The sequence below is a fragment of the Oceanobacillus saliphilus genome, from assembly GCF_023522835.1.
Taxonomy (GTDB): Bacteria; Bacillota; Bacilli; order Bacillales; family Amphibacillaceae; genus Oceanobacillus; species Oceanobacillus saliphilus.
Genome location: NZ_JALCZU010000004.1, coordinates 110,855 through 131,409, shown reverse-complemented (window position 1 = coordinate 131,409; position 20,555 = coordinate 110,855). Strand labels below are relative to the sequence as shown.

Here is a 20,555-nt window from a genome sequence, read left to right as displayed (position 1 = left end):
ATTGCCACGTCTAGCTCCAGCGCCCAGGGACTAGCGAGACTTCCTTCACCTCCGTACGATAAGTCAACATCGACTCTCTCCGTTCGTCGTGTTTCCTTTATCTCCTACGCCTCAGTCCAGTCCGTACGTCCCTTAACGGGCGCCCCGCGCTTTTGTTCAGGGAGTTGGAGGTTGATGCTTATTCTTATGCAGTGGGAGAAGGGTTTGATAGGTTAATTTTGCACTGCTTCGTATTTGGTTGTGCTAAAATTAAGGAATAGTAACTTCATAGAGGAGACATCGGAATGACTTTGGGGGGAAAAGAGAAATATATCATACTAGCTGTGTCGTTGGGCGTTATTCTTAATCCATTAAATACAACGATGATCACAGTAGCATTACCAGCAATTCAACAGGATTTTGACTTGAGTGCAGCAGGTATTTCATGGTTAATTGCTTCCTATTTTATTATTAGTGCGATTTTTACGCCGTTAATTGGGAAATTGAGTGATATTTATGGGAGAAAATTAATCTTTTTAATTGGTCTTGGGCTAGTAGTGGTATCATCCATTTTGGCACCATTATCTCCGAATTTCATTGTGTTGGTTGCGATGCGTGGAATTCAAGCAATTGGTACCTCGGCACTCTTTCCAGCTGGAGTTGGGATTATACGTCATACAATCCAACACAATCAAAACCGGGTGATTGGCACATTAGCTGTTTTTGCAACAACGTCTGCGGCATTTGGGCCAACGATTGGAGGAATGCTCATTCAGTTCGGTGGATGGCCGATTATTTTTTATGTGAACCTGCCGATACTTGCAATTGGAATTGGATTAACGTGGCTGTTTATCCCGAAAGATAAGAAAAACACGACTAGATCATATAAGTTAGATGGAATTGGAATTTTGCTATTTAGTTTATTTATTACTTGTTGGATGATCTTTTTACTTGGACTCGAGCAACGTGTTCAAATCGGAACATTAATACTTGCGATTGTACTAACGATTGTTTTCTACATGTATGAGAAAAGAAGAGATGAAGCCTTTATCAATGTAAATTTCTTCCGGAAAAACTTGAATGTAGCAGTTATATTTGGTCAGTACATTTTATCAACCATCATATTCTTTGCCGTGCTTCTAAGCTTTCCAACATTTATTCAAAGTGTATTAGGTGCAAGTGCTCAAGTTGCTGGTATCGCGATGCTGTCGCTTTCCATTTTTGCAATGATCATGACACCAATTGCGACTAGATGGATGGAGCGGACAGGATTTCGAATTCCGCTGTTGGCCAGTGTTTTCATCGGTCGGTGTGATCTTGTTATTTACCGTTGAGGATAATTCGCCATTAATCTGGATTGGTGTCGTGCTCGCGGTTACGGGGATGAGTAATGGGATACAGAATATTGGATTGCAAAACCTGTTATATACCTTTATTGTTCCCGCCGAAAGTGGAATTGCGTCGGGACTGCTTATGACATCGAGATTTATTGGGAATATTTTGGCTTCGAGTATTTATGGTGTGGCTTTTGCTACAGGAATGAACGTAGGAAATATGAATACAATGGCGATTGCACTAGTGGTAGTTGCTGTTGTGTTGATTCCAGGCATGCTTTATGTTACGGCGCATGAGAAGAAGATTTATAGCTAAAAAACATAGGCGTTTTTCTGCAGCATCGAAGCACCACTTGCACGATGCAGGCGCAGTCCGAACGAGCCTATACGGGCGCAACTTTTGTTTGCTCAGGTTTCTTTGTGATAATATTTGGGACAGAGGTGATTCGCATGGAATACGTAAGCGTGAACGTATATGGTCATGTACAAGGCGTTGGCTTTCGCTATTTTACGCAACGTACAGCAGTCGAATATAACATTACCGGTTGGGTGAAGAACGAGGATGACGGTAGTGTACGGATGGAAGCTTTTGGTAAAGCAGAAGATCTATCGCTATTTTTGGATTTGATTAAAAAAGGACCCTCGCGTTTCGTTAAAGTTCATGGGATGGATGTAACAAACTTAGCAGGGAATCCACAGTTTAAAACGTTTAAGATTAAATATTAGGTTTGAAAAACAAAAGGATTAGCCGCTTGTTATAGAAACAGCAGCTAATCCTTTTTTGTTCTTCTATTCTTTCCAAGGTATCAGCTTATACTCCAACCACCTTAAGCCTCTGTTAAAGATTAAACCAAGCATGGACAGGATAAGTACGCCGACCATTAGCTTCGATGTAATCATTAAATTTCCATAATGCAGCACCATGGAACCAATACCTTCTTGAGCAGCGATCATTTCAGCTGACACAAGTAAAAGTAGTGATGTCCCGGCGGCGAGTTTTAAACCGGCAAATATCATTGGCAGGGAGCCAGGTAGAATTACCTTACGAATTACATTAATCCGATTGGATCCAAAGGTTACCGCAGCTTTAATAAGCATGGGATCAACGCTTTTTACACCGGAAAAGGTATTAATAACGACTGGGAAGAAAACACCCAATGCAATAATCGTTACCTTTGATAATTCCCCAATTCCTAACCAGAGGATAAATAAAGGTAGTAAAGCGATTTTAGGGATCGGGTAAATCGCGTAAACAATCGGTGTTCCGATTGCATCTGCTACTTTAAAAAATCCGAGAATTAGACCAATTAATATACCGAAAGTGGCTCCGATGGCATAGCCAAGGACAATTCGATAGAGACTTGCAGTTAGGTTCCCATATATCTCTCCACTTACAAGCATTTCCCAGCCTGTGATGATAATGTTAGACGGGGCAGGTAGGAATAATGGGGAAACGATTCCAATCCGAGATATGATTTCCCATAAAATCAAGATACCTGCTATGCCTAGAAAGGAAGTGTAGAATGGAACTTTTTTATCAAGAAAGGCAACGCGATTCGTAATGACTTGTTTTTGTTTTTCCATTTCTGATTACTCCTTTAGTGCTTCTTCAGCATCATGCCGAATGAGCTGCCAAATCTCATCTGCATACTTGCTTGATTGCAGGCGGTACTTTTCATCATTTCTGCCTGTTTTCGGTAAATCGATGTTAATAATCTGTTTGATTTGACCTGGATGTCTTGATAATACAATGACCCGATCCGCTAAATAAACCGCTTCTTCAATGTTATGCGTTACATAAAGTGTGCTTAATCTTGTGCGATTCCAAATGGTGAGCAGCTCCTCCTGCATGAGGGTCCGGGTCTGGGCATCCAAGGCGGAGAAAGGCTCGTCCATTAATAATAAATCCGGTTCTACTGCTAGAGCTCTAGCAATGCCAGCGCGCTGCTTCATACCACCTGATAGTTGTTTCGGATATGCGTTCTTAAAGTCACTCAATCCAACCATATCAATATAGTGATTACCAATTTCCTGTTGTTCTTTCTTGGAGGCACCTTTTTCCTGTAAGCCATAGACGACATTTTCAAAAACCGTGCGCCATGGGAAGAGAGCAATTTCTTGAAAGACAATCCCTAAATTTGGATTTTCTTCGATTCCCTCAAAATAAACACTGCCACTCGTTGGGGACAAGAGACCGCCTACAATGTTTAGTAAGGTTGATTTCCCGCATCCACTAGGGCCAACAAGGACAACAAATTCCTCTTCTTCAATGGTGAAATTTATATTTTTTAATGCCATTACTTTATTCTTTTTCGAATCAATAAATGTTTTTCCAACATTCTCGATGACGACGCTCATAGCTGTTCACTACTCCAATTCTTTTAGTGCTTGGTCGAGAAGGTCTGTATTCACAATTTCCTCTGCATCAATCGGTGTTGCAAGAAGGTCCTCCTTTGCATACCAATCGATTTGGGTTTGGATATCCGAAGCGAGCAGCTGACCATCACGATCCATGTATGGTAGACCACGTTCGATAATAGCTGGTTCCTGGTCAGTGTATGCTGCAATAATCTCGATAACCTCATCATAGTTTTCACCTGGTACAATCTCACCATTTTCCTTTGTGAGAACTGCATCATAATAGTATTGTGTTGCTTTTGCATATACTTTTAGGAATTTTGTCGCTGTGTCAGTATCTTCGGCAAAGGCTTTAGAGAAAAAGATTCCGGAGGTTTGATAGTCAATCACATCGCCTACTTGTTTAATTACCTTGCCATACCCTTCATCTAATACCCTCGTAATATTCGGTTCGTTTAATAAAACAGCATCGACTTGTTTGCTTTGCAAGGTTTCCATGAGGCCAGGGATACTGTTTACAGGTACAAGCTCGACATCAGCCGAGGTTAGCCCATGTTCCTCCAATAATCTACCAGCCATATAATGAAAGGTTGATCCGGTTTGGGTAATTCCAATCTTCTTGTCCTTCAAATCTTCAACACTTTCAATGTCTGAGTCACTATGTACCAATAATGCAGAGGAGGAATAGCCTTGCTGTTCTCTTCCTTTATCCGCAACAATAACGAGTTCTTCGCCACCTGCAACCATATTGTACAAACTTGCAGTAATCCCAGTTGCGCCAACATTCACATCGCCACCGGCTGTCGCTACGGCGATAGGCTGTGCTGCTTCAAACCAACTGACCTGTGCATCAATACCTTCCTCTTCAAAGAAGCCCTTTTCAATCGCAATAAATAGCGGCGCAGAGCTCGTCAATTTCAACATGCCAATTTCAACGGATGTTTGTTCAGCATCCGAGTCTGCTGCGCCTGACGAATCAGTTGATGTCTCCTGTCCACAAGCTACCAATATACTTGTTAAAAATAGTGCTGTAATAAATGCCATAATAATTCTTTTTCTCATCTTGCTATTCCCCCTTTAATTTTGAAAAAAAAGAAATTAAAAAAGCACAGGCATTTGCTTACTACCTGATGTGCCAGTTTAATTAGATTTTTATAAGAATAGCACAAATAAAAAAAGGATTCCATATAATTGTTGAAAAAGTAGAAATTTTGTTGGTTATTGGATTATTTGAGAGAGGATTATTACTTCATCAAGAAGATAAGACTAGCGACCTTGAAATAACAGGTGCTTTACTTTAGCAATCTAGAAGGAGATTTGTTACTCGTTAGGGGTTATTTCATATAAATAGAGTTAGTCAGGGACTTCTGGTGTCTTTCTATTTTTGTCGTTGCATTCGTACGGTTATCGAACGAATAAAAATATAATTTCATTTTGATTTAATTGGTGGCGTTTTCAAAGAAAGGTCAAAACTTTAATGGTAAAATCCGGACGATATATTATTCGTATGATTTAAAGTACGGTATTGACGAATATTATACCCGTGTGATAGTATTTATACTGTTCTAAAAACGAAACATCGAATCTTTAATGCAACTTAGAAGGAGGAGCATCCTTTGATATTCAAACAGCAATATGAAGAAATTAAACAAATTGCGGAGGAAATTTATTATCATCCGGAATTAGGATATAAAGAAACAAAAACAAAACAGACTGTCATTAACTATCTGACAAAAGTAAACCCAACGATAGAGATAGAAGAATTCAGCTTAACCGGATTCAAAACTACCCTTGGTGGAAAGGGTAAACAAGATCTGCATCTGGCATTTATTGCCGAGTTGGATGCTGTTTATGCACCAAGCCATATGCATGCAGATAAAGCAACAGGTGCTGCCCATAACTGTGGACATTACACGCAAGTCGCTATTGCTCTTGCCTTGTATACGCATCTACTAAAAACGGAAGCATACAAGGATTTTGACTACAAATTAAGCTTTATTTTCGTCCCTGCGGAGGAATATCTGGATTTGGATTATCGGGAAAGCCTGGTACAGGAGAATGCAATCTCCCATTATGGGGGAAAGCCGGAAGCGATGAAGCTTGGTGTGTTTGACGATATTGATGCTGCCCTTTGTGTACATGCGATTGGTGGGGAGTTTAAGGAAAGAACAATCAACACCAATAGTGATTTAGCTGGTTTTATGTATAAGAAGTACAAGTTTAAAGGAAAAGCGACACATGCTGGTTTCGATCCGTTTTCTTCTAAGAATGCCTACAACATGTCTACGTTATTCAATGTTGCAGTAGGACTAGCAAGACAGCAAATGAGAGATTCCGAAATGGTGCGGGTTAATCCGATCGTCATGCATTCAGATATGTCTACGAACGTGATTCCTAATCATATTACGGTTGGAACAGATTTGCGTACGAAGACAGTCGACTATTTGAAGGAAACAGCAATCAAACTGGATGCTGCGGCGATAGGAAGTGCTCAGGCATTACAGGGAGAGGTCGATATTTCAACTCAGATGGGATACCTGCCATTTCTTCAGGACCGCTATTTATCCGAATTTGTGCAAAACACATTTGAGAATACCGATGAAATTGCCGTGCTTGATGATGGAGATGCGATTAGTGCCGCTGGCGATATCGGAGACCTTTCCTTTATGATGCCATGCATCCAAATCGGATACAGTGGTTTTACAGGTACAATTCATGGAGATGATTTTGTCGATGTAGATCCGGAATTTATTTACGAGATTTTCCCTAGGTTTCTGTCAGAAGTATTGAAGGAAATGAACGGGAAAATGGACCGGTCGAAATTATATAAGAGAACATACAAGGAATATATGGATTTGATTGCTGACATTGTCGGCTAGATGACAACTATGGGGGAGACATACGATGAAGGGAAATCTGCTTTACCTAATAGCATTTGCATTAATTGTAATATTTATTGCTGAAATGATTGGTTTTCAAATGATTCCGATTGGAGGATTTACGGTCGGTCTGCTGCCACTTGTTTTTGCCATCGTCATTACGATGGTTCTAGGAGTAAAGTTCTTTCGCAAAGGATTTTGGAAAAAGGTTTATAGCGAGGGAAATATCAATTTCTCCAGTAAGTATCTGATTTTTATTATGCTTCCGCTAATGGCGAGATACGGAGCGGATGTGGCACCACATATTCGTGAAATTCTGTCGATCGGCTGGGTGTTCATCATCCAGGAACTAGGTAATCTCGGAACTGTTTTAATCGGGCTTCCGATTGCGATTATGCTGGGACTACGCCGTGAAGCAATTGGCGCAACACTTGGTATTGGCCGAGAAGGCGAGATGGCCTACATCTCTGAAAAATATACACTGGAATCCAAAGAGGGTAGAGGGGTTCTATCCATCTATATTATTGGTACATTGTTCGGTGCCATCTTCTTCAGTGTGTTTGCACCGATACTAATGGATTTGGGAATTCAAGTTGAGGCACTTGCAATGGCATCAGGTGTTGGATCTGGAAGTATGATGAGTGCGGCGTCAGCGACCCTTGTAGCGACTGTGCCAGAGATGGAAAGTACGATTTTGGCATATGCTTCTGCCAGCCAGCTGCTGACAAGTTTCCTTGGTACATTCACCATGGTATTCCTTGCAGCACCACTGCAGCAGTTCATGTACAAATTGATGGTTAGAGGTGATAAGTAATGGCAGCTGGAATGAATAAATACATCAAATACGGTCTCGTACTGCTATTAAGTATCGGATTAATTTTATTTACGCAAGAAATTAAACTACTGAAAAACCCGGATTCTACACCGGTTACTGTCATGACATTTTATGGTCTTGCAAGTTTATGGACCTTTTCTATGATTGGGATATTTGTTTCCGATTTGATGCAACATGTTCGCATTAAATTCATCCGTGATTTCCCCATCCTTGGTTGGGTATCGATTACGTCACTTGTATTCTGTCTTGCTTCTGACTTTTTCGTTCAATCGATTTCAGCGGTAGACTTTCTATCAATCACCACTCCCATTCTGACCTTTGCGGGAATTTCTGTAGCAAACCGTTTGGTAGATTTGCGAAAAACATCGTGGAAAATTGCAATTGTTGCCATCTTCGTTTTTACCGGTACGTATGTGGGAAGTGCGTTGCTGGCTCAGTTGGGATTGTTCTTAGCGGGGAATTAATAGAATTTACTAGAATGTGAAACTGGCAAGCTGTAATTATGTCACTTCCAGAATAAACATAAAGCCCTTGAATTACTGATTTATAGTAGTTCAGGGGCTTTTTGATAAGTTATTATTTATAATAGTAGGCTTTATAGCACGAATTTAATACACAATGACAGGATAATCCTTATGAGAAAGAAAATGAAATCATAAAGCCTGCTTTCGTGGCGAAAAAATCGTTTAAGACACTGCTAAAAATGAGTCGTTACACAATATATGTAGGCTGCGACGTAACTAGCGCAACGCAGAGATGGAAACAAATTGCTTCGGCAGCCGCAGCCAGTAAACACTTCGCTTTTGACCTGACCCCTATAAGTTAGAGTAAAAATAATTTATGGGGGTTAGGTTTATGGCAAAGTATAGTGAAGAGTTTAAGTTAAAGGTCGCAGAAGAATATCTTGGTGGGAAATTGAGTTATAGACGGTTAGCGGAAAAATACAAGGTACCAACGACTACACTTCGAGGTTGGGTAAGGATTTATAAGTATTACGGGTCAAATAAATTAGTGCAAAATGAACAAAAGCAAAGTGTTTACTCTGTTCAATTCAAGTTAGATGTATTAAGCTTTATGAAGAGCACAGGTGCTTCCGTGTCCGACACAGCTCTTCAGTTTGGAATAAAGAATCCATCTATGATTTCTCGATGGCAAAAGATATTTCTTGAAGGCAATTTGGGAGCCCTGGATAAACAGAGGGGACTGCTTTCTATGGCTAATAAACCTAATAATGAAGCGAAGAAAAAGCTAAATGATAAAAAAGAATCTTATCCGAAATTAGAAAGAGAAAATGAACTTTTACGTTTAGAGGTGGCATACCTAAAAAAGTTGCGAGCTTTTCAGGAGGATCCGGAGTCTTATCTAGAAAAGCACAAGCAGCGTTATCACTCGAACTCAAAGAAGAATTCAAATTAAAATATGTCTTACAAATAGTTGGTATACCTGAATCTAGCTATCATTATCATGTGAAGGTTTTAAAAGAAAATGTAGACCCCGATGCAGAAATGAAAGAGCTTATTCAAGCAAAATTTAAAGAACATAACGGTGATTACGGTTATCGTAGAATCACAGACCAATTAAGACAAGAAGGTCATATAATCAATTATAAAAGAGTTCAGCGTCTCATGAAGGTGCTGGATTTAAAATGTAAGAAATTTGGTAGGAAATCAAGAAAGTATAATTCTTATAAAGGTACAATAGGTAAAATAGCGAAAAATCGTGTGAAGCGCCGTTTCAGTACATCTATACCGTTTCAAAAATTAACGACAGACATTACAGAATTTAAATGTTTAGATGGGAAGAAATTATATCTCAATCCAATTATAGATATGTTTAATGGAGAAATATTATCCTATGGAATTAGTAACAGTCCGACATTAGATTTTGTAGTAGAACCACTTGAAGAAGCCTTAGATATCGTCAAGAACGCAACGTATAGGACAACAATTCATTCAGACCAAGGTTGGCATTATCAACATGATAAATGGGTGAAAAAACTCAAGAAGCACAAAGTGTTCCAAAGCATGTCACGTAAGGGGAATTGTATAGATAATGCACCTGCAGAAAGCTTTTTCGGTCTCCTGAAACAAGAAAGGTATCATGGGGAATCTCTCTGTACCTATGAAGAATTAAAACGTAAAATTGAAGACTATATTTATTATTACAATAACAAACGAATTAAAGGAAGATTGCCCGGTATGAGCCCAGTTCAATACCGAATTCATACCGATCTAATCGTTTCTTAATAAAACTCCAACTATTGGGGGTCAGACCATTTCCGCGGGCGGCTGGTGAGCCCCTTCATTCTACTGCATTTCAGTGTCTCACCTATGCCTTTCCTCCCGCTGGAGTCTACGTGTTTACTGGCTGCTGGATGATGTGATCTTTCATAAAGGTAAATCTCAGTAAGAACTATTGAAGTTCTGAGATTCAGTTTGATCTCATCTAGCATTTTTATAAAAAGCTACAAAGCTTGTTAAACATTAAATCCACCAGTCTTGATGCCTAGGCGGATGGTAGTATTAGTTGTCAGAAATCTTCTAACCAGCTCTGGGAAATACACGGAGACTTCTGTGGGAGCTGAGGCATCGGTGAGACAGCGCAGCGCTTTAGCGCAAGTTGGCTCAACAGCCGCCCACGAAAAGCGCAGTGTATTTCCCAGAGCGGTTGCCGAAGATACTTATTGGATTTTGCTTACGTCGCACTTTATATCTACTGTGAAGAACGAAAAGTAACAAAACTTACGAAAACGGTCTTTTTATAAAACGGCTTCCACTCCACGTTCACCAGTCCGTATACGAATGGTTCCTTCTATAGAAGATACAAAAATTTTCCCATCACCAATATTACCCGTTTTACAGCTTTCAATAATCATGTCAAAAATCTCATCTAATTGATTTACTTCAACAACCATTGAACATTTAGAGGGAACATTTTTTCTGACCCCTGATTCCTATTCTCCAAGGAAAATAACAACTAGAAAAAAGTGGAAATATTTTGATAGACTAGGCATTTTCTAATTGATAGAATTGTAGTGAACAGAAAAAGGAGGAATGAAGATGGCGTTTTTTGAAACGAGTGATGGTGTGAAGTTATACTATCAAGAAAAAGGGGAAGGAAACCCAATTGTATTCATCCATGGATGGGGAATGGATCATACGAGTTTTGATCCAACCTTTGAAGCGTTAAGTGAAAATTACAAAGTAGTTACTTATGATTTAAGAGGTTTTGGCAGTTCTGAAAAACCCCGAATTGGGTTTACATTAAACCGATTTTCCCAAGATCTGCAAGAATTAATAGAATTCCTGGATTTGCATGACGTAACATTAGCCGGCCATTCAATGGGGACTTCTGTCATATTTGATTATGTAAGAGCCTTTGGTGTTTCCAAATTGAAATCGGTAACACTTCTAGACATGACGCCTAAACTAGTAAATGATGAAAGCTGGAACCTTGGTCTTTTCCATGGAGAATATCATTTAGAAGATGCTCATCGTGATCTAACAACGATATTTAATGACATGGAAGCGTTTGGTGCTTCATTTATGAAAATTGCAATACCTTATTTAACAGATGAGATGTTTGAGGAGACAATGGAAGGGATTAAACTCAATTCTCCATTTGTCCTTGCAGGAATGTGGCATGCAATGGCAGTAAACGACTATCGTGATGTTCTAGAAAAAATTACAGTTCCTGCTCAAATTGTTTATGGTGAAAAAAGTACACTCTACTCCAAAGAAACCGCAGAATATTTACACGCAAACATTCCAAATTCCAAAGTCATTCCATTTGAAAATTGCACACATATGTTAGTTTTAGAAAACCCCAGTAAGTTAACTGAGGTTATGGATGATATAGCAAGTTCCATATGATTATTTACTTACAGCAACAAGTTGACAGCTAACTGTCCGGGTTGGGAAGAATTCTTTCTCAGCCTAGATGAGTACCTGTCTCCTTGTCCTAAAAAAATATTAACGCAAAAGAAATGACCAGGCGGTGTTTGCCTGGTCATTTCAGGTTAGGATCGATATGCTTATAGCTTTCCTTTGCGCTATTCAAAAATGCAATTGCTGAAGGAGGTAATACTTTCCCTTTTTTATAGGCAATGACAAAATCATATTTACTTGCCGGATCTTCTATTTTATAAAAATTGGAGGTTAACTTGCTTTCCTTTGTTACAACGATTTCAGGAATAATACTTAGACCAATTCCGCTATTTGCGAGCCTCAATGCATTAACGGTATTGGAAGTTTCCAGAACAATATTAGGGGTGACCGATTTCTTTTTGAATAGTTCATCAGTAATTCTTCGTAAACTATTTTGGGACTTCAGCAAAATAAAGTCATCACCGTCCAATTTTGAGATATCAAAGGATTTAATAGGATTCGATGTATAGCTGGGATCATAATATTTATGCCCTTGTGGTATGACAAGCAAAATCTTTTGTTCACTTAGTTTTTCATAGATAATCTCTTGATTAGAAATGGGTAGCATAACTATACTAATATCGAGCTTGTTTTGAAGTAGTAAAGATTCGGTTTCCTTTGCGGATTCTTCGACCAATTCAACTGCGATGCCGGGGTATTTCTTCATAAACTGAGGTAGTACGTTGGACAGTATATAGGATCCTAATATAGGATTGATACCAAGTTTTAATCGTCCCTTTCTCAAATCGGTTATTGCCTCTATCTCGCCTTCCATTTCTCTGTATATATGTTTGATCTCATCCATATAGGATAAATAACGTTCACCAGCATAAGTGAGTGTTACTGGCGATTCATCTCTACTTATTAATTCAACCCCCATCTCCTCTTCTAATTTCTTGATGAACTTACTAAGATATGGTTGAGAAATATACAAAGCCCTTGCTGCACTGGAAATATTTCCATGTTTAATGATAGACCGGAGATATTTACTTGAAAGATCCCTTATCATCTATACCCTCCTCTTATAACGTTTTGGTTATGATTATAATTTCGTTTAAACATACTTAATATGTGTGAAAAATGTGACATTAACCCTGTTTATTTCAAGTTCTGTAATGGAATTTGCAGAACAAAGCGTTCCTTTTATATGCGTTTCCCGGATAGAATTGTAACCGATATAACAAATGCATTATAGATTGTATATGCATAAAGGTATTTCACTGCAAAACGCATCTGTGCCATAATAAGTGTCTAAGGAAAGTATAACAGTACTGGTCGACAACTATTATTTACATGTCTTTAAAGATTGATGGAATAGTAGCATTATAAAATACTCTTTAAGCATATGCAATTAGTAAGCGTTTTCCAAGTTGTCAGAAGTATTAAAGTATATAGAAGGTGGAGTTTTATATGTTAAAAGATCGCGTTGCAATTATCACCGGCTCAAGTCAAGGGATCGGGGCAGGTATTGCTCGATATTTCACGAAATTAGGGGCATCTGTAGTAGTGAACTACCCGTTCGATAGTGAAGCAGATAAAGCGAATGAAGTTGTTAAAGAAATCATTGCTAATGGTGGGAAAGCAATTGCACTTAAAGCAAATGTTGCTAGCGAAGAAGAAGTAAAACAAATGGTTGAAGATACAGTAAAAGAATTTGGTAAATTAGATATTTTGGTTAACAATGCAGGAATTACTAGAGATTCTTCAGTGAAGAAGATGAGTGTTGAAAACTTCAAAATGGTTATTGATACGAACTTAGTTGGTTCATTTATTACATCTAAAGTGGCAGCTGAAGTAATGGCAGCACAAGGTTACGGAAGGATCATTAATACATCATCTATTGCAGGTCAAGAAGGTAACTTTGGACAAGCAAACTATGCAGCATCAAAAGCTGGTGTTCTTGGGTTAACTAAAACACTTGCACGTGAATATGCAAGAAAAGGTGTAACAGTAAACGCAGTTTCTCCAGGATTTATCAGAACACCGATGACAGATGCGATTCCAGAGGATATTCGTACCAATATGATCAATGAAATCCCGGTTAAACGTGTTGGTGAACCAGAAGATATCGCAGCAGCAGCAGCATTCCTAGGATCTGAGCAAGCTGGATTTATTACTGGTCAGTTATTGCCAATTAACGGCGGATTAAATATGTAATCAAGTTAGCAGTTGCTTCCCGGATAAGAGGAGCATGCAAGCTTTTAAGTGAAGTAAAGATTTTATCTTTCTAAAAATTTTTTGTTGAGGTGTATTTTATGAGTAAAGTAGTTATTACGAGTGCAGCTAGAACACCAGTGGGAGCATTCCTCGGTGATTTGAAAACCGTTCCAGTAGAAGAATTAGCATCGATTGCTATCAAGGAAGCGTTAAGACGTTCCGATAATCTAGAGCAAAGCCTTGTTGACGATGTGATCTTAGGTCATGTGGAATCTTCAGGCGATGCACCGAACTTAGGACGTAATGCAGCATTGCTTGCAGGCTTAGAGCATGTACCAGGTTATACAGTAAACCGTATTTGTGGTTCAGGTACACAAGCAATCATTAATGGGGCAATGGATATTCTGACAGGTGGTTCCGAAGTCGTTGTTGCCGGTGGTGCGGAGAGCTTATCACGTGCACCTTATTATTTACCGCTTGAAACACGTTACCAAGGGTTACGAATGGGCAATGCAGCATTAAAAGATGCGAATACGCAATACCATCACAATGCACAACCACACCCACAATTTCCAATTATGCATATGGGCAATACTGCAGAAAATGTTGTAGAACGCTATGATATTTCCAGAGAAGATCAGGATTTATTTGCCTATAACAGTCAAATGAGAGCAGCGAAAGCAGTGGAAAGTGGACGTTTCGCGAAAGAAATCGTTCCTGTTGAAATTAAAGGCAGAAAAGGTGCGGTCACTGTCGTTGATACGGACGGACATCCAAGAGCTAACACAACATTAGAAGGTTTAGCAAAATTAAAACCAGCATTTAAGAAAGATGGTTCCGTAACAGCGGGTAATGCATCTGGATTAAATGACGGTGGTGCAGCAGTTGTTCTGATGAAAGAAGAAAAAGCGGAAGAATTAGGCTTGAAGCCAATGGCAGAAATTGTCGATTGGGCTGTATCTGGATTAGATCCATCTGTGATGGGACTAGGACCGGCATTTGCAATCCGTAAACTTCTGGAAAAAACAGGTCTTTCAAAAGAAGATATTGATTTATATGAAATCAATGAAGCATTCGCAGGACAAATGCTTGGTGTTATGAAAGAACTTGATATGTACCTGGATAGCCCGCTTTATGACCGCATCAATGTTAACGGTGGAGCTGTAGCACTTGGTCATCCACTAGGAATGAGTGGCGCACGTATTACGATGACATTAACGTATGAATTAATTGAACAAAATAAGAAATACGGTATTGCTAGTGCATGTATTGGTGGCGGTATGGGGATTGCTCTATTAATTAAAAACCCAAATGCTTAATTTCCAGGGACTAAACCACTTTATTATTTCTTGAAAGGGCAATAATGGATGGTGAAAGTAAGCCAAAAAGAGCATTTAAAGCCAACAAAACACAAACAGTTACGAGGCAATAACAATAAGCTGATAATCGACTCATAATCGATTATCAGTGAATAAGTATCTTTTAACCACATTCTAATTAAAAAGGAGATTTTTTTATGGAAATAAAGACGGTTGGAGTTGTTGGAGCAGGATCAATGGGAGCAGGGATTGCCAATGCATTTGCCTTAAATGGCTATGATGTTATTTTGAATGATATGGAGGAACGATTCCTCGATGCTGGAATAAATCATATGAATAACTTTATGGCAAGAAGTGTAGAAAAAGGTAAACTGACAGAAGAAGATAAGCAAGCAACGCTAAATCGCATAACTACGACAACAGACTTACAACAATTTAAAGAAGTAGACCTCGTTGTAGAAGCAATTATCGAAAATATGGATGCAAAGCAACAGCTGTTTAGACAACTTGATGACATTGTAAGGGACGATGTTATTCTTGGGACGAATACATCTTCCTTATCCATCACCGAGATTGCTTCATCTACTAATCGAGCGGATCGTGTAGCTGGGATGCATTTCTTTAATCCTGCACAAATGATGAGACTAGTAGAAGTAGTACGAGGTTTGGAAACAAGCGATGAAACAGTTTCTATTTTAAAATCAGTGTCTGAAGTCCTTCAAAAGGAAGTCGTGGAAGTTAAGAAGGATTCTCCTGGTTTTATCGTAAATCGCATTATGATTCCCCAATTTATAGAAGCAATTAAAGTTCTAGAAGAAGGAATTGCTTCTAAAGAAGATATTGACAAGGCGATGCGCTATGGCTTAAATCATCCAATGGGTTCCTTTGAATTACAGGATTATGCTGGTGTCGATATTGGATATCACGTTATGGAATATTTCCAAAAAGAATTTGCTGATAACCGCTTTGCCCCTCCATTATTATTGAAAAATATGATCAGAGCAGGCAAGTACGGTAAAAAATCAGGAGAAGGTTTTTATCAATATAAACATCCAAAAAGTTAACTAGATTTCTTGGCAATAAAAAAATGCTACATGATAACGAAAGAATGGTGATTTGAAATGGAGATATTAAGTGGAATTGGAATTTTATTAGGATTTATTTTCCTAATGATTGGTTCCTGGAAAAAAATTAACTTATTACTCGTAACATTAGGTACGAGTGCAATTATTGCTTTATTCAGTGGTATCGGTATAGCGGAAACATGGACAGGACCTTATATGTCAGGGTTTACTAGTTTCGCTAGTCAATATTTATTGCTTTTCTGTATTGGGGCAATGTTTGGTAAAATCATGGAAGATAGTGGTGCCGGTTGGAGATTGGCAAATACAATCGCATCTAAAGCAGGAGATAAATGGTCACTACCAGCCTTTGTTGGTATTACTATAATCTTATTATATGGCGGAGTGAGTATCTTTGTAATCGTATTTTTCATTCTTCCAATTGGAAAGAGCTTATTCCAAAGGTTACGTATTCCTTGGTCCTATTTCCCGGCAATTGCATTAATTGGAACGATTCCACCAGTTGGTATGTTACCAGGTTCACTACAGGTATTAAACATTATTCCGACGAATTATTTTGGGACAGACCTCATGGCTGGTGCTGGTGTAGGGTTAGTGGCAACAGTTGTGTATCTCATAGGTGCAGCTATTTTTGTTAAACTTATCTTGAAAAATTCAGAAAGAGATTTTGATATAACAGAATTTCAAAGTATAAATGCGGCAGATATTGATGAAAAGGAATTAGATAAAAAAGCACCGAATGCTCTACTTTCTCTTATCCCTATTTTAATGGCTTTATTATTAATTAATGTATTAAAAATGGATATTGTTATCGGACTATTAATAGCAAGCATCATTGGTGTTGTATTATTCTGGAAATCATTAGATGATATTGGTAATACAGCGAGTAAAGGGGTAGAAAATGGTATATTGCCATTAATCTATGTTTCTGTAGTCGTTGGTGTTGCAAGAGTTGTAGAAGTAGTACCTTTCTTTGATGTGATGAAGACTGCATTAATGGATTTATCAATAAACGGGATGTTAAAAATCATGGCAACTGTTTCGGTTGTTTCAGCAATGACCGGATCTTCTTCTGGAAGTTTAACCATGATTACCGATCTATTTGGAGCAGAGTTTTTATCCTGGGGTTATCACCCAGATTTAATCCATCGATTAATGGCTACTACTGCCATCGGTTTTGATGCATTACCATGGAACTCAGTTATTGTTGTCATGTTTACATTAAGTGGAGTTGCTTATGCGAAAGGGTATAAATATGCGTTTGTAACGTCTGTAATTTTACCAATTATAGGTGCACTTGCAATTGTATTAGCTTCTCCATTATTCTATTAATATTTTAATAAATCTTTAATAATTTTACCGTACGTAGGGATTTCCCCCCCTATGTACGGTATTTTATTTATTTGAAAAAATGGTATGAAAGCTAGGAACTTTAGGCGATTAGGTATAGCGAAAAGTAAACGGATAAACAAGATGTTGTCGTTGTGCTGTTGTTCCAGAATGTCCTTGACGGGGGATTAGCTGCTGACCTCTATAGACAGGGCAAGGCCAACCATATTCTTATGGTACGTTCACATATACTGATTTTGCCAAAGGGCTAAGCGAACTTAAACGAAGAGTTTATTTTCTTCGTAAGCCATTTTCATCTTAAGCAACATGAACTCCTAACCATACAATTTAGCAATGCCGAATGATTGGATTGGGTCTGTACTATAATATCTGTTGCGTTGTGATATAACAATAAGTTCCTTTTATTTCTGAATCTTTTGTGCACGATATTCCCATTAACTTTGTAGTGATCGGCAGCACTGGAAATACTCCCTTGTTCAATAATTGCCCTTACATCATGCAAGTTACCTCCATATATCGGAAGGGTTATATGTATAATCCTATATAATCATGCTATATTTCTGTCAAATAGATAAATTACTTCAGACATCATTAAATAGGAACATGTTGGAAGACAAGTTGGACAGGCGTTTTAAGCAATCATTTTCTCCACGAATGCGAGCGCCATAACATTTTAGTTATCAAAAAGATATATAATTTGGTATTTCACTAAGAAACATAACTGTGTCACAATATAAGTGTAGGGAAATTATAACAGAGATTAAGATGACAACTTTTGTTTGAAATCATTTTGGACGAGTGCTTTATGAAAGCGTTCCCGACTTACTTTTAAAAATATAAAAAGGTGGGTTATATATGTTAAAAGATCAAGTAGCAATTATTACTGGTTCCAGTCAAGGAATCGGTTCAGGAATTGCAAAATACTTCGCGAAAAAAGGTGCTTCTGTAGTTGTAAACTATCCGTTTGATGGAGAAGCAGAAAAAGCGCAAGCAGTAGTGGAAGAAATAACAGCTGATGGCGGAAAAGCAATAGCCTTAAAAGCAAACGTCGCTGATGAAGAAGAAGTAACAAAAATGGTTGAAGATACAGTAAAGGAATTTGGTAAATTAGATATTTTAGTTAACAATGCTGGTATCACCCGTGATTCCTCGGTTAAGAAAATGACTGTTGAAAATTTCAAAATGGTCATTAATACAAACCTTGTTGGAAGTTTCATTACAAGTAAAATTGCTGCTGAGGTTATGGCAAGTCAAGGATATGGAAGAATTGTCAACACATCTTCCATTGCAGGTCAAGAAGGAAACTTTGGACAAGCCAACTACGCAGCTTCTAAATCCGGAGTGTTAGGCTTAACTAAAACATTTGCACGTGAATATGCGAGAAAAGGTGTAACCGTCAATGCCGTATCACCAGGATTTATACGTACGCCAATGACAGATGCGATACCGGAAGATATTCGTAACAATATGATTAATGAAATTCCGGTGAAACGTGTTGGAGAGCCAGAAGATATTGCAGCAGCAACAGCTTTCCTAGCTTCCAAAGAGGCTGGTTTCATCACTGGTCAATTATTGCCTATCAATGGCGGATTGAACATGTAATAAAGATTTCGGGTATTCGAAACTAAAATTTTTTAACGAGGTGCTAAATAATGAGTAAAGTTGTTATAACAAGTGGTGCAAGAACACCTGTAGGAGCGTTTTTAGGTGATTTAAAAACTGTACCAGTAGAAGAATTAGCTTCGATTGCTATCAAAGAAGCATTAAAACGCTCAAATAATCTAGACCCAACTAAAGTCGATGATGTAATCCTAGGACATGTAGAATCTTCAGGAGATGCGCCTAACTTAGGTCGTAATGCAGCTCTACTAGCAGGTCTAGACCTTGTACCGGGGTACACAGTAAACCGTATTTGTGGATCTGGTACACAATCCATTGTGAACGGAGCGATGGATATTTTAACTGGCGGTTCTGAAATAGTTGTAGCTGGTGGTGCAGAGAGTTTATCCCGTGCACCTTACTACTTGCCACTTGAAACACGTTACCAAGGGTTACGAATGGGCAATGCAGAATTAAAAGATGCCAATACGAAATACCATCACAATGCACAACCATATCCACAGTTCCCGATCATGCATATGGGAAATACAGCAGAAAATGTGGTTGAAAAATACGATATCTCAAGAGAAGACCAAGACTTGTTTGCATATAACAGTCAGCAAAGAGCGGCAAATGCAATCGAAAGTGGTCGCTTTGCTAAGGAAATTGTACCGGTAGAAGTAAAAGGACGTAAAGGTGCAGTTACTGTAGTGGACAAAGATGGCCATCCAAGACCAAGCACTACATTGGAAGCACTAGCTAAACTAAAACCAGCATTCAAAAAAGATGGAAGTGTAACTGCTGGTAATGCATCTGGATTAAATGATGGTGGTGCAGCAGTCGTATTGATGAAAGAAGAAAAAGCACAGGAATTAGGTTTACAACCAATGGCAGAAATCGTTGATTGGGCTGTAGCAGGACTAGATCCGTCTATCATGGGTATGGGACCAGCACATGCCATCCGTAAGCTTCTTGATAAAACAGGCATGAAAAAAGAAGATATTGATTTATATGACATCAATGAAGCATTCGCAGGTCAAATGCTAGGTGTTATGAAAGAGTTGGACATGTATCTGGATAGTCCGTTATATGATCGTATTAATGTAAACGGTGGTGCAGTAGCTCTTGGTCACCCACTAGGAATGAGCGGAACACGTATCACAATAACGTTAATGTATGAATTAATCGAACAAAACAAGAAATATGGTATCGCAAGTGCATGTATTGGTGGCGGTATGGGTATCGCTATCTTAATCAAGAACCCAAATGCATAATTCTTTTCACGTATTGTGCTTAAGCTGATAGGTTAAGCACAATACGTCATCTTCATAATATGGGGCTTTAAGGAATAAGTAATGGGAACATTACTTTTCAGTAAGATAAGCAGAAAGGAAAGTATTAAACTTTTCTTTCTGCATAAGTGCAACTAAGGCTGTCACCGAAAGGCTTGGTGACAACCAAGTTTTCTAAAAAGTAAAGGAAAGTATAAATTTTTGGCATCAATTAATACTTACACATAAACGGCCACGTCCAGCTCCAGTGCCCAGGGACTAGCGAGACTTCCTTCACCTCCGTACGATAAGTCAACATCGGCTCCCTCCGGTCGCCGTGTTTCCTTTATCTCCTACGTAGGAATGTTCGAATAGTCGAACCACCCCACAGTACGGGGTGCAGTCCGTACGTCCCTAAACGGGCGCTTGCGCTTTTGTTCTAGTTTATGTTGAAGAAGGAGAATGA

Annotated in this window: 20 protein-coding genes; 15 read left to right on the top strand and 5 right to left on the bottom strand. The window is 38.7% G+C overall.

The features are described 5' to 3' along the window. Positions 1-284: 284 nt before the first annotated feature. The 3 genes from MN204_RS08730 (at position 285) to MN204_RS08720 (ending at position 2,039) form a co-directional block, all read left to right on the top strand. Positions 285-1,313 carry an MFS transporter gene (locus tag MN204_RS08730; protein WP_249870702.1) on the top strand — a complete coding sequence of 343 codons (1,029 nt, stop codon included), beginning with the start codon at positions 285-287 and terminating at the stop codon, positions 1,311-1,313. Beyond that, positions 1,297-1,629, top strand: coding sequence for an MFS transporter (locus MN204_RS08725; RefSeq protein ID WP_249870701.1), 333 nt, complete (start codon positions 1,297-1,299; stop codon positions 1,627-1,629). Before MN204_RS08730 ends, MN204_RS08725 begins: the two co-directional genes overlap by 17 nt. A 134-nt stretch (positions 1,630-1,763) precedes the next feature. Further along, positions 1,764-2,039 carry an acylphosphatase gene (locus tag MN204_RS08720; RefSeq protein WP_249870700.1) on the top strand — a complete coding sequence of 92 codons (276 nt, stop codon included), beginning with the start codon at positions 1,764-1,766 and terminating at the stop codon, positions 2,037-2,039. Between the two features lie 63 nt (positions 2,040-2,102). Here the strand turns inward: MN204_RS08720 and MN204_RS08715 are convergent, their stop codons facing one another. The 3 genes from MN204_RS08715 to MN204_RS08705 are packed head-to-tail and all read right to left on the bottom strand — an operon-like array spanning position 2,103 to position 4,733. Then, positions 2,103-2,897 (bottom strand): ABC transporter permease, encoded by a 795-nt coding sequence (locus tag MN204_RS08715; RefSeq protein ID WP_249870699.1) that lies wholly within the window; start codon positions 2,895-2,897, stop codon positions 2,103-2,105. 6 nt (positions 2,898-2,903) lie between these two features. Continuing rightward, positions 2,904-3,671, bottom strand: coding sequence for an ABC transporter ATP-binding protein (locus tag MN204_RS08710; RefSeq protein ID WP_249870698.1), 768 nt, complete (start codon positions 3,669-3,671; stop codon positions 2,904-2,906). A 9-nt stretch (positions 3,672-3,680) separates the two neighbouring features. Further along, entirely contained in the window at positions 3,681-4,733 is a 1,053-nt protein-coding gene (locus MN204_RS08705; RefSeq protein WP_249870697.1) for an ABC transporter substrate-binding protein, read from the bottom strand. A gap of 554 nt (positions 4,734-5,287) precedes the next feature. Between MN204_RS08705 and MN204_RS08700 the strand changes: the two genes are divergently transcribed. The 5 genes from MN204_RS08700 to MN204_RS08680 all read left to right on the top strand — a co-directional run bounded on the left by MN204_RS08700 (position 5,288) and on the right by MN204_RS08680 (position 9,631). Continuing rightward, the gene (locus MN204_RS08700) at positions 5,288-6,550 is read left to right on the top strand and encodes a M20/M25/M40 family metallo-hydrolase (protein ID WP_249870696.1); all 1,263 of its coding nucleotides are present in this window, start codon (positions 5,288-5,290) and stop codon (positions 6,548-6,550) included. A gap of 25 nt (positions 6,551-6,575) precedes the next feature. Further along, the gene (locus tag MN204_RS08695; protein ID WP_249870695.1) at positions 6,576-7,364 is read left to right on the top strand and encodes a DUF3100 domain-containing protein; all 789 of its coding nucleotides are present in this window, start codon (positions 6,576-6,578) and stop codon (positions 7,362-7,364) included. Continuing rightward, complete coding sequence (locus MN204_RS08690; RefSeq protein ID WP_249870694.1) at positions 7,364-7,849, top strand: hypothetical protein; 486 nt, start codon at positions 7,364-7,366, stop codon at positions 7,847-7,849. The genes MN204_RS08695 and MN204_RS08690 overlap by 1 nt, the downstream gene beginning before the upstream one ends. Positions 7,850-8,240: 391 nt before the next feature. Further along, positions 8,241-8,801, top strand: coding sequence for a helix-turn-helix domain-containing protein (locus MN204_RS08685; protein WP_249870693.1), 561 nt, complete (start codon positions 8,241-8,243; stop codon positions 8,799-8,801). Continuing rightward, positions 8,702-9,631 (top strand): IS3 family transposase, encoded by a 930-nt coding sequence (locus MN204_RS08680; protein ID WP_249870858.1) that lies wholly within the window; start codon positions 8,702-8,704, stop codon positions 9,629-9,631. Before MN204_RS08685 ends, MN204_RS08680 begins: the two co-directional genes overlap by 100 nt. Positions 9,632-10,143: 512 nt before the next feature. On the opposite strand, the gene MN204_RS08675 is transcribed toward MN204_RS08680, so the two are convergent. Continuing rightward, positions 10,144-10,299: a P-II family nitrogen regulator gene (locus tag MN204_RS08675; protein ID WP_306798637.1), complete on the bottom strand. Its 156-nt coding sequence runs from the start codon at positions 10,297-10,299 to the stop codon at positions 10,144-10,146. Positions 10,300-10,444: 145 nt separating this feature from the next. Between MN204_RS08675 and MN204_RS08670 the strand changes: the two genes are divergently transcribed. Further along, positions 10,445-11,257 (top strand): alpha/beta fold hydrolase, encoded by an 813-nt coding sequence (locus MN204_RS08670; RefSeq protein ID WP_249870691.1) that lies wholly within the window; start codon positions 10,445-10,447, stop codon positions 11,255-11,257. Between the two features lie 136 nt (positions 11,258-11,393). Here the strand turns inward: MN204_RS08670 and MN204_RS08665 are convergent, their stop codons facing one another. After that, positions 11,394-12,320, bottom strand: coding sequence for a LysR family transcriptional regulator (locus tag MN204_RS08665; RefSeq protein WP_249870690.1), 927 nt, complete (start codon positions 12,318-12,320; stop codon positions 11,394-11,396). 401 nt (positions 12,321-12,721) lie between these two features. On the opposite strand from MN204_RS08665, the gene fabG (MN204_RS08660) reads away from it, so the two are divergent. From fabG (MN204_RS08660) to MN204_RS08635, 6 genes are all read left to right on the top strand, one after another. Further along, complete coding sequence (fabG, locus tag MN204_RS08660; RefSeq protein WP_249870689.1) at positions 12,722-13,468, top strand: 3-oxoacyl-ACP reductase FabG; 747 nt, start codon at positions 12,722-12,724, stop codon at positions 13,466-13,468. Positions 13,469-13,566: 98 nt separating this feature from the next. Further along, complete coding sequence (locus MN204_RS08655; protein ID WP_249870688.1) at positions 13,567-14,787, top strand: thiolase family protein; 1,221 nt, start codon at positions 13,567-13,569, stop codon at positions 14,785-14,787. 197 nt (positions 14,788-14,984) lie between these two features. Next, the gene (locus MN204_RS08650; protein WP_249870687.1) at positions 14,985-15,851 is read left to right on the top strand and encodes a 3-hydroxyacyl-CoA dehydrogenase family protein; all 867 of its coding nucleotides are present in this window, start codon (positions 14,985-14,987) and stop codon (positions 15,849-15,851) included. 57 nt (positions 15,852-15,908) lie between these two features. After that, positions 15,909-17,201, top strand: coding sequence for a GntP family permease (locus MN204_RS08645; RefSeq protein ID WP_249870686.1), 1,293 nt, complete (start codon positions 15,909-15,911; stop codon positions 17,199-17,201). An 873-nt stretch (positions 17,202-18,074) separates the two neighbouring features. Continuing rightward, positions 18,075-18,821 carry a 3-oxoacyl-ACP reductase FabG gene (gene fabG / locus MN204_RS08640; protein ID WP_249870685.1) on the top strand — a complete coding sequence of 249 codons (747 nt, stop codon included), beginning with the start codon at positions 18,075-18,077 and terminating at the stop codon, positions 18,819-18,821. A 50-nt stretch (positions 18,822-18,871) separates the two neighbouring features. Continuing rightward, positions 18,872-20,092 (top strand): thiolase family protein, encoded by a 1,221-nt coding sequence (locus MN204_RS08635; RefSeq protein ID WP_249870684.1) that lies wholly within the window; start codon positions 18,872-18,874, stop codon positions 20,090-20,092. Positions 20,093-20,555 lie beyond the last annotated feature (463 nt).

Excerpts from the sequence above, each read along its gene's own strand:
- MN204_RS08730 (WP_249870702.1), top strand. The coding sequence starts at position 285 with ATGACTTTGGGGGGAAAAGAGAAATATATCATACTAGCTGTGTCGTTG.
- MN204_RS08720 (WP_249870700.1), top strand. The coding sequence starts at position 1,764 with ATGGAATACGTAAGCGTGAACGTATATGGTCATGTACAAGGCGTTGGC.
- MN204_RS08715 (WP_249870699.1), bottom strand. The coding sequence starts at position 2,897 with ATGGAAAAACAAAAACAAGTCATTACGAATCGCGTTGCCTTTCTTGAT.
- MN204_RS08710 (WP_249870698.1), bottom strand. The coding sequence starts at position 3,671 with ATGAGCGTCGTCATCGAGAATGTTGGAAAAACATTTATTGATTCGAAA.
- MN204_RS08705 (WP_249870697.1), bottom strand. The coding sequence starts at position 4,733 with ATGAGAAAAAGAATTATTATGGCATTTATTACAGCACTATTTTTAACA.
- MN204_RS08695 (WP_249870695.1), top strand. The coding sequence starts at position 6,576 with ATGAAGGGAAATCTGCTTTACCTAATAGCATTTGCATTAATTGTAATA.
- MN204_RS08690 (WP_249870694.1), top strand. The coding sequence starts at position 7,364 with ATGGCAGCTGGAATGAATAAATACATCAAATACGGTCTCGTACTGCTA.
- MN204_RS08685 (WP_249870693.1), top strand. The coding sequence starts at position 8,241 with ATGGCAAAGTATAGTGAAGAGTTTAAGTTAAAGGTCGCAGAAGAATAT.
- MN204_RS08675 (WP_306798637.1), bottom strand. The coding sequence starts at position 10,299 with ATGGTTGTTGAAGTAAATCAATTAGATGAGATTTTTGACATGATTATT.
- MN204_RS08670 (WP_249870691.1), top strand. The coding sequence starts at position 10,445 with ATGGCGTTTTTTGAAACGAGTGATGGTGTGAAGTTATACTATCAAGAA.
- MN204_RS08665 (WP_249870690.1), bottom strand. The coding sequence starts at position 12,320 with ATGATAAGGGATCTTTCAAGTAAATATCTCCGGTCTATCATTAAACAT.
- fabG (WP_249870689.1), top strand. The coding sequence starts at position 12,722 with ATGTTAAAAGATCGCGTTGCAATTATCACCGGCTCAAGTCAAGGGATC.
- MN204_RS08655 (WP_249870688.1), top strand. The coding sequence starts at position 13,567 with ATGAGTAAAGTAGTTATTACGAGTGCAGCTAGAACACCAGTGGGAGCA.
- MN204_RS08650 (WP_249870687.1), top strand. The coding sequence starts at position 14,985 with ATGGAAATAAAGACGGTTGGAGTTGTTGGAGCAGGATCAATGGGAGCA.
- MN204_RS08645 (WP_249870686.1), top strand. The coding sequence starts at position 15,909 with ATGGAGATATTAAGTGGAATTGGAATTTTATTAGGATTTATTTTCCTA.
- fabG (WP_249870685.1), top strand. The coding sequence starts at position 18,075 with ATGTTAAAAGATCAAGTAGCAATTATTACTGGTTCCAGTCAAGGAATC.
- MN204_RS08635 (WP_249870684.1), top strand. The coding sequence starts at position 18,872 with ATGAGTAAAGTTGTTATAACAAGTGGTGCAAGAACACCTGTAGGAGCG.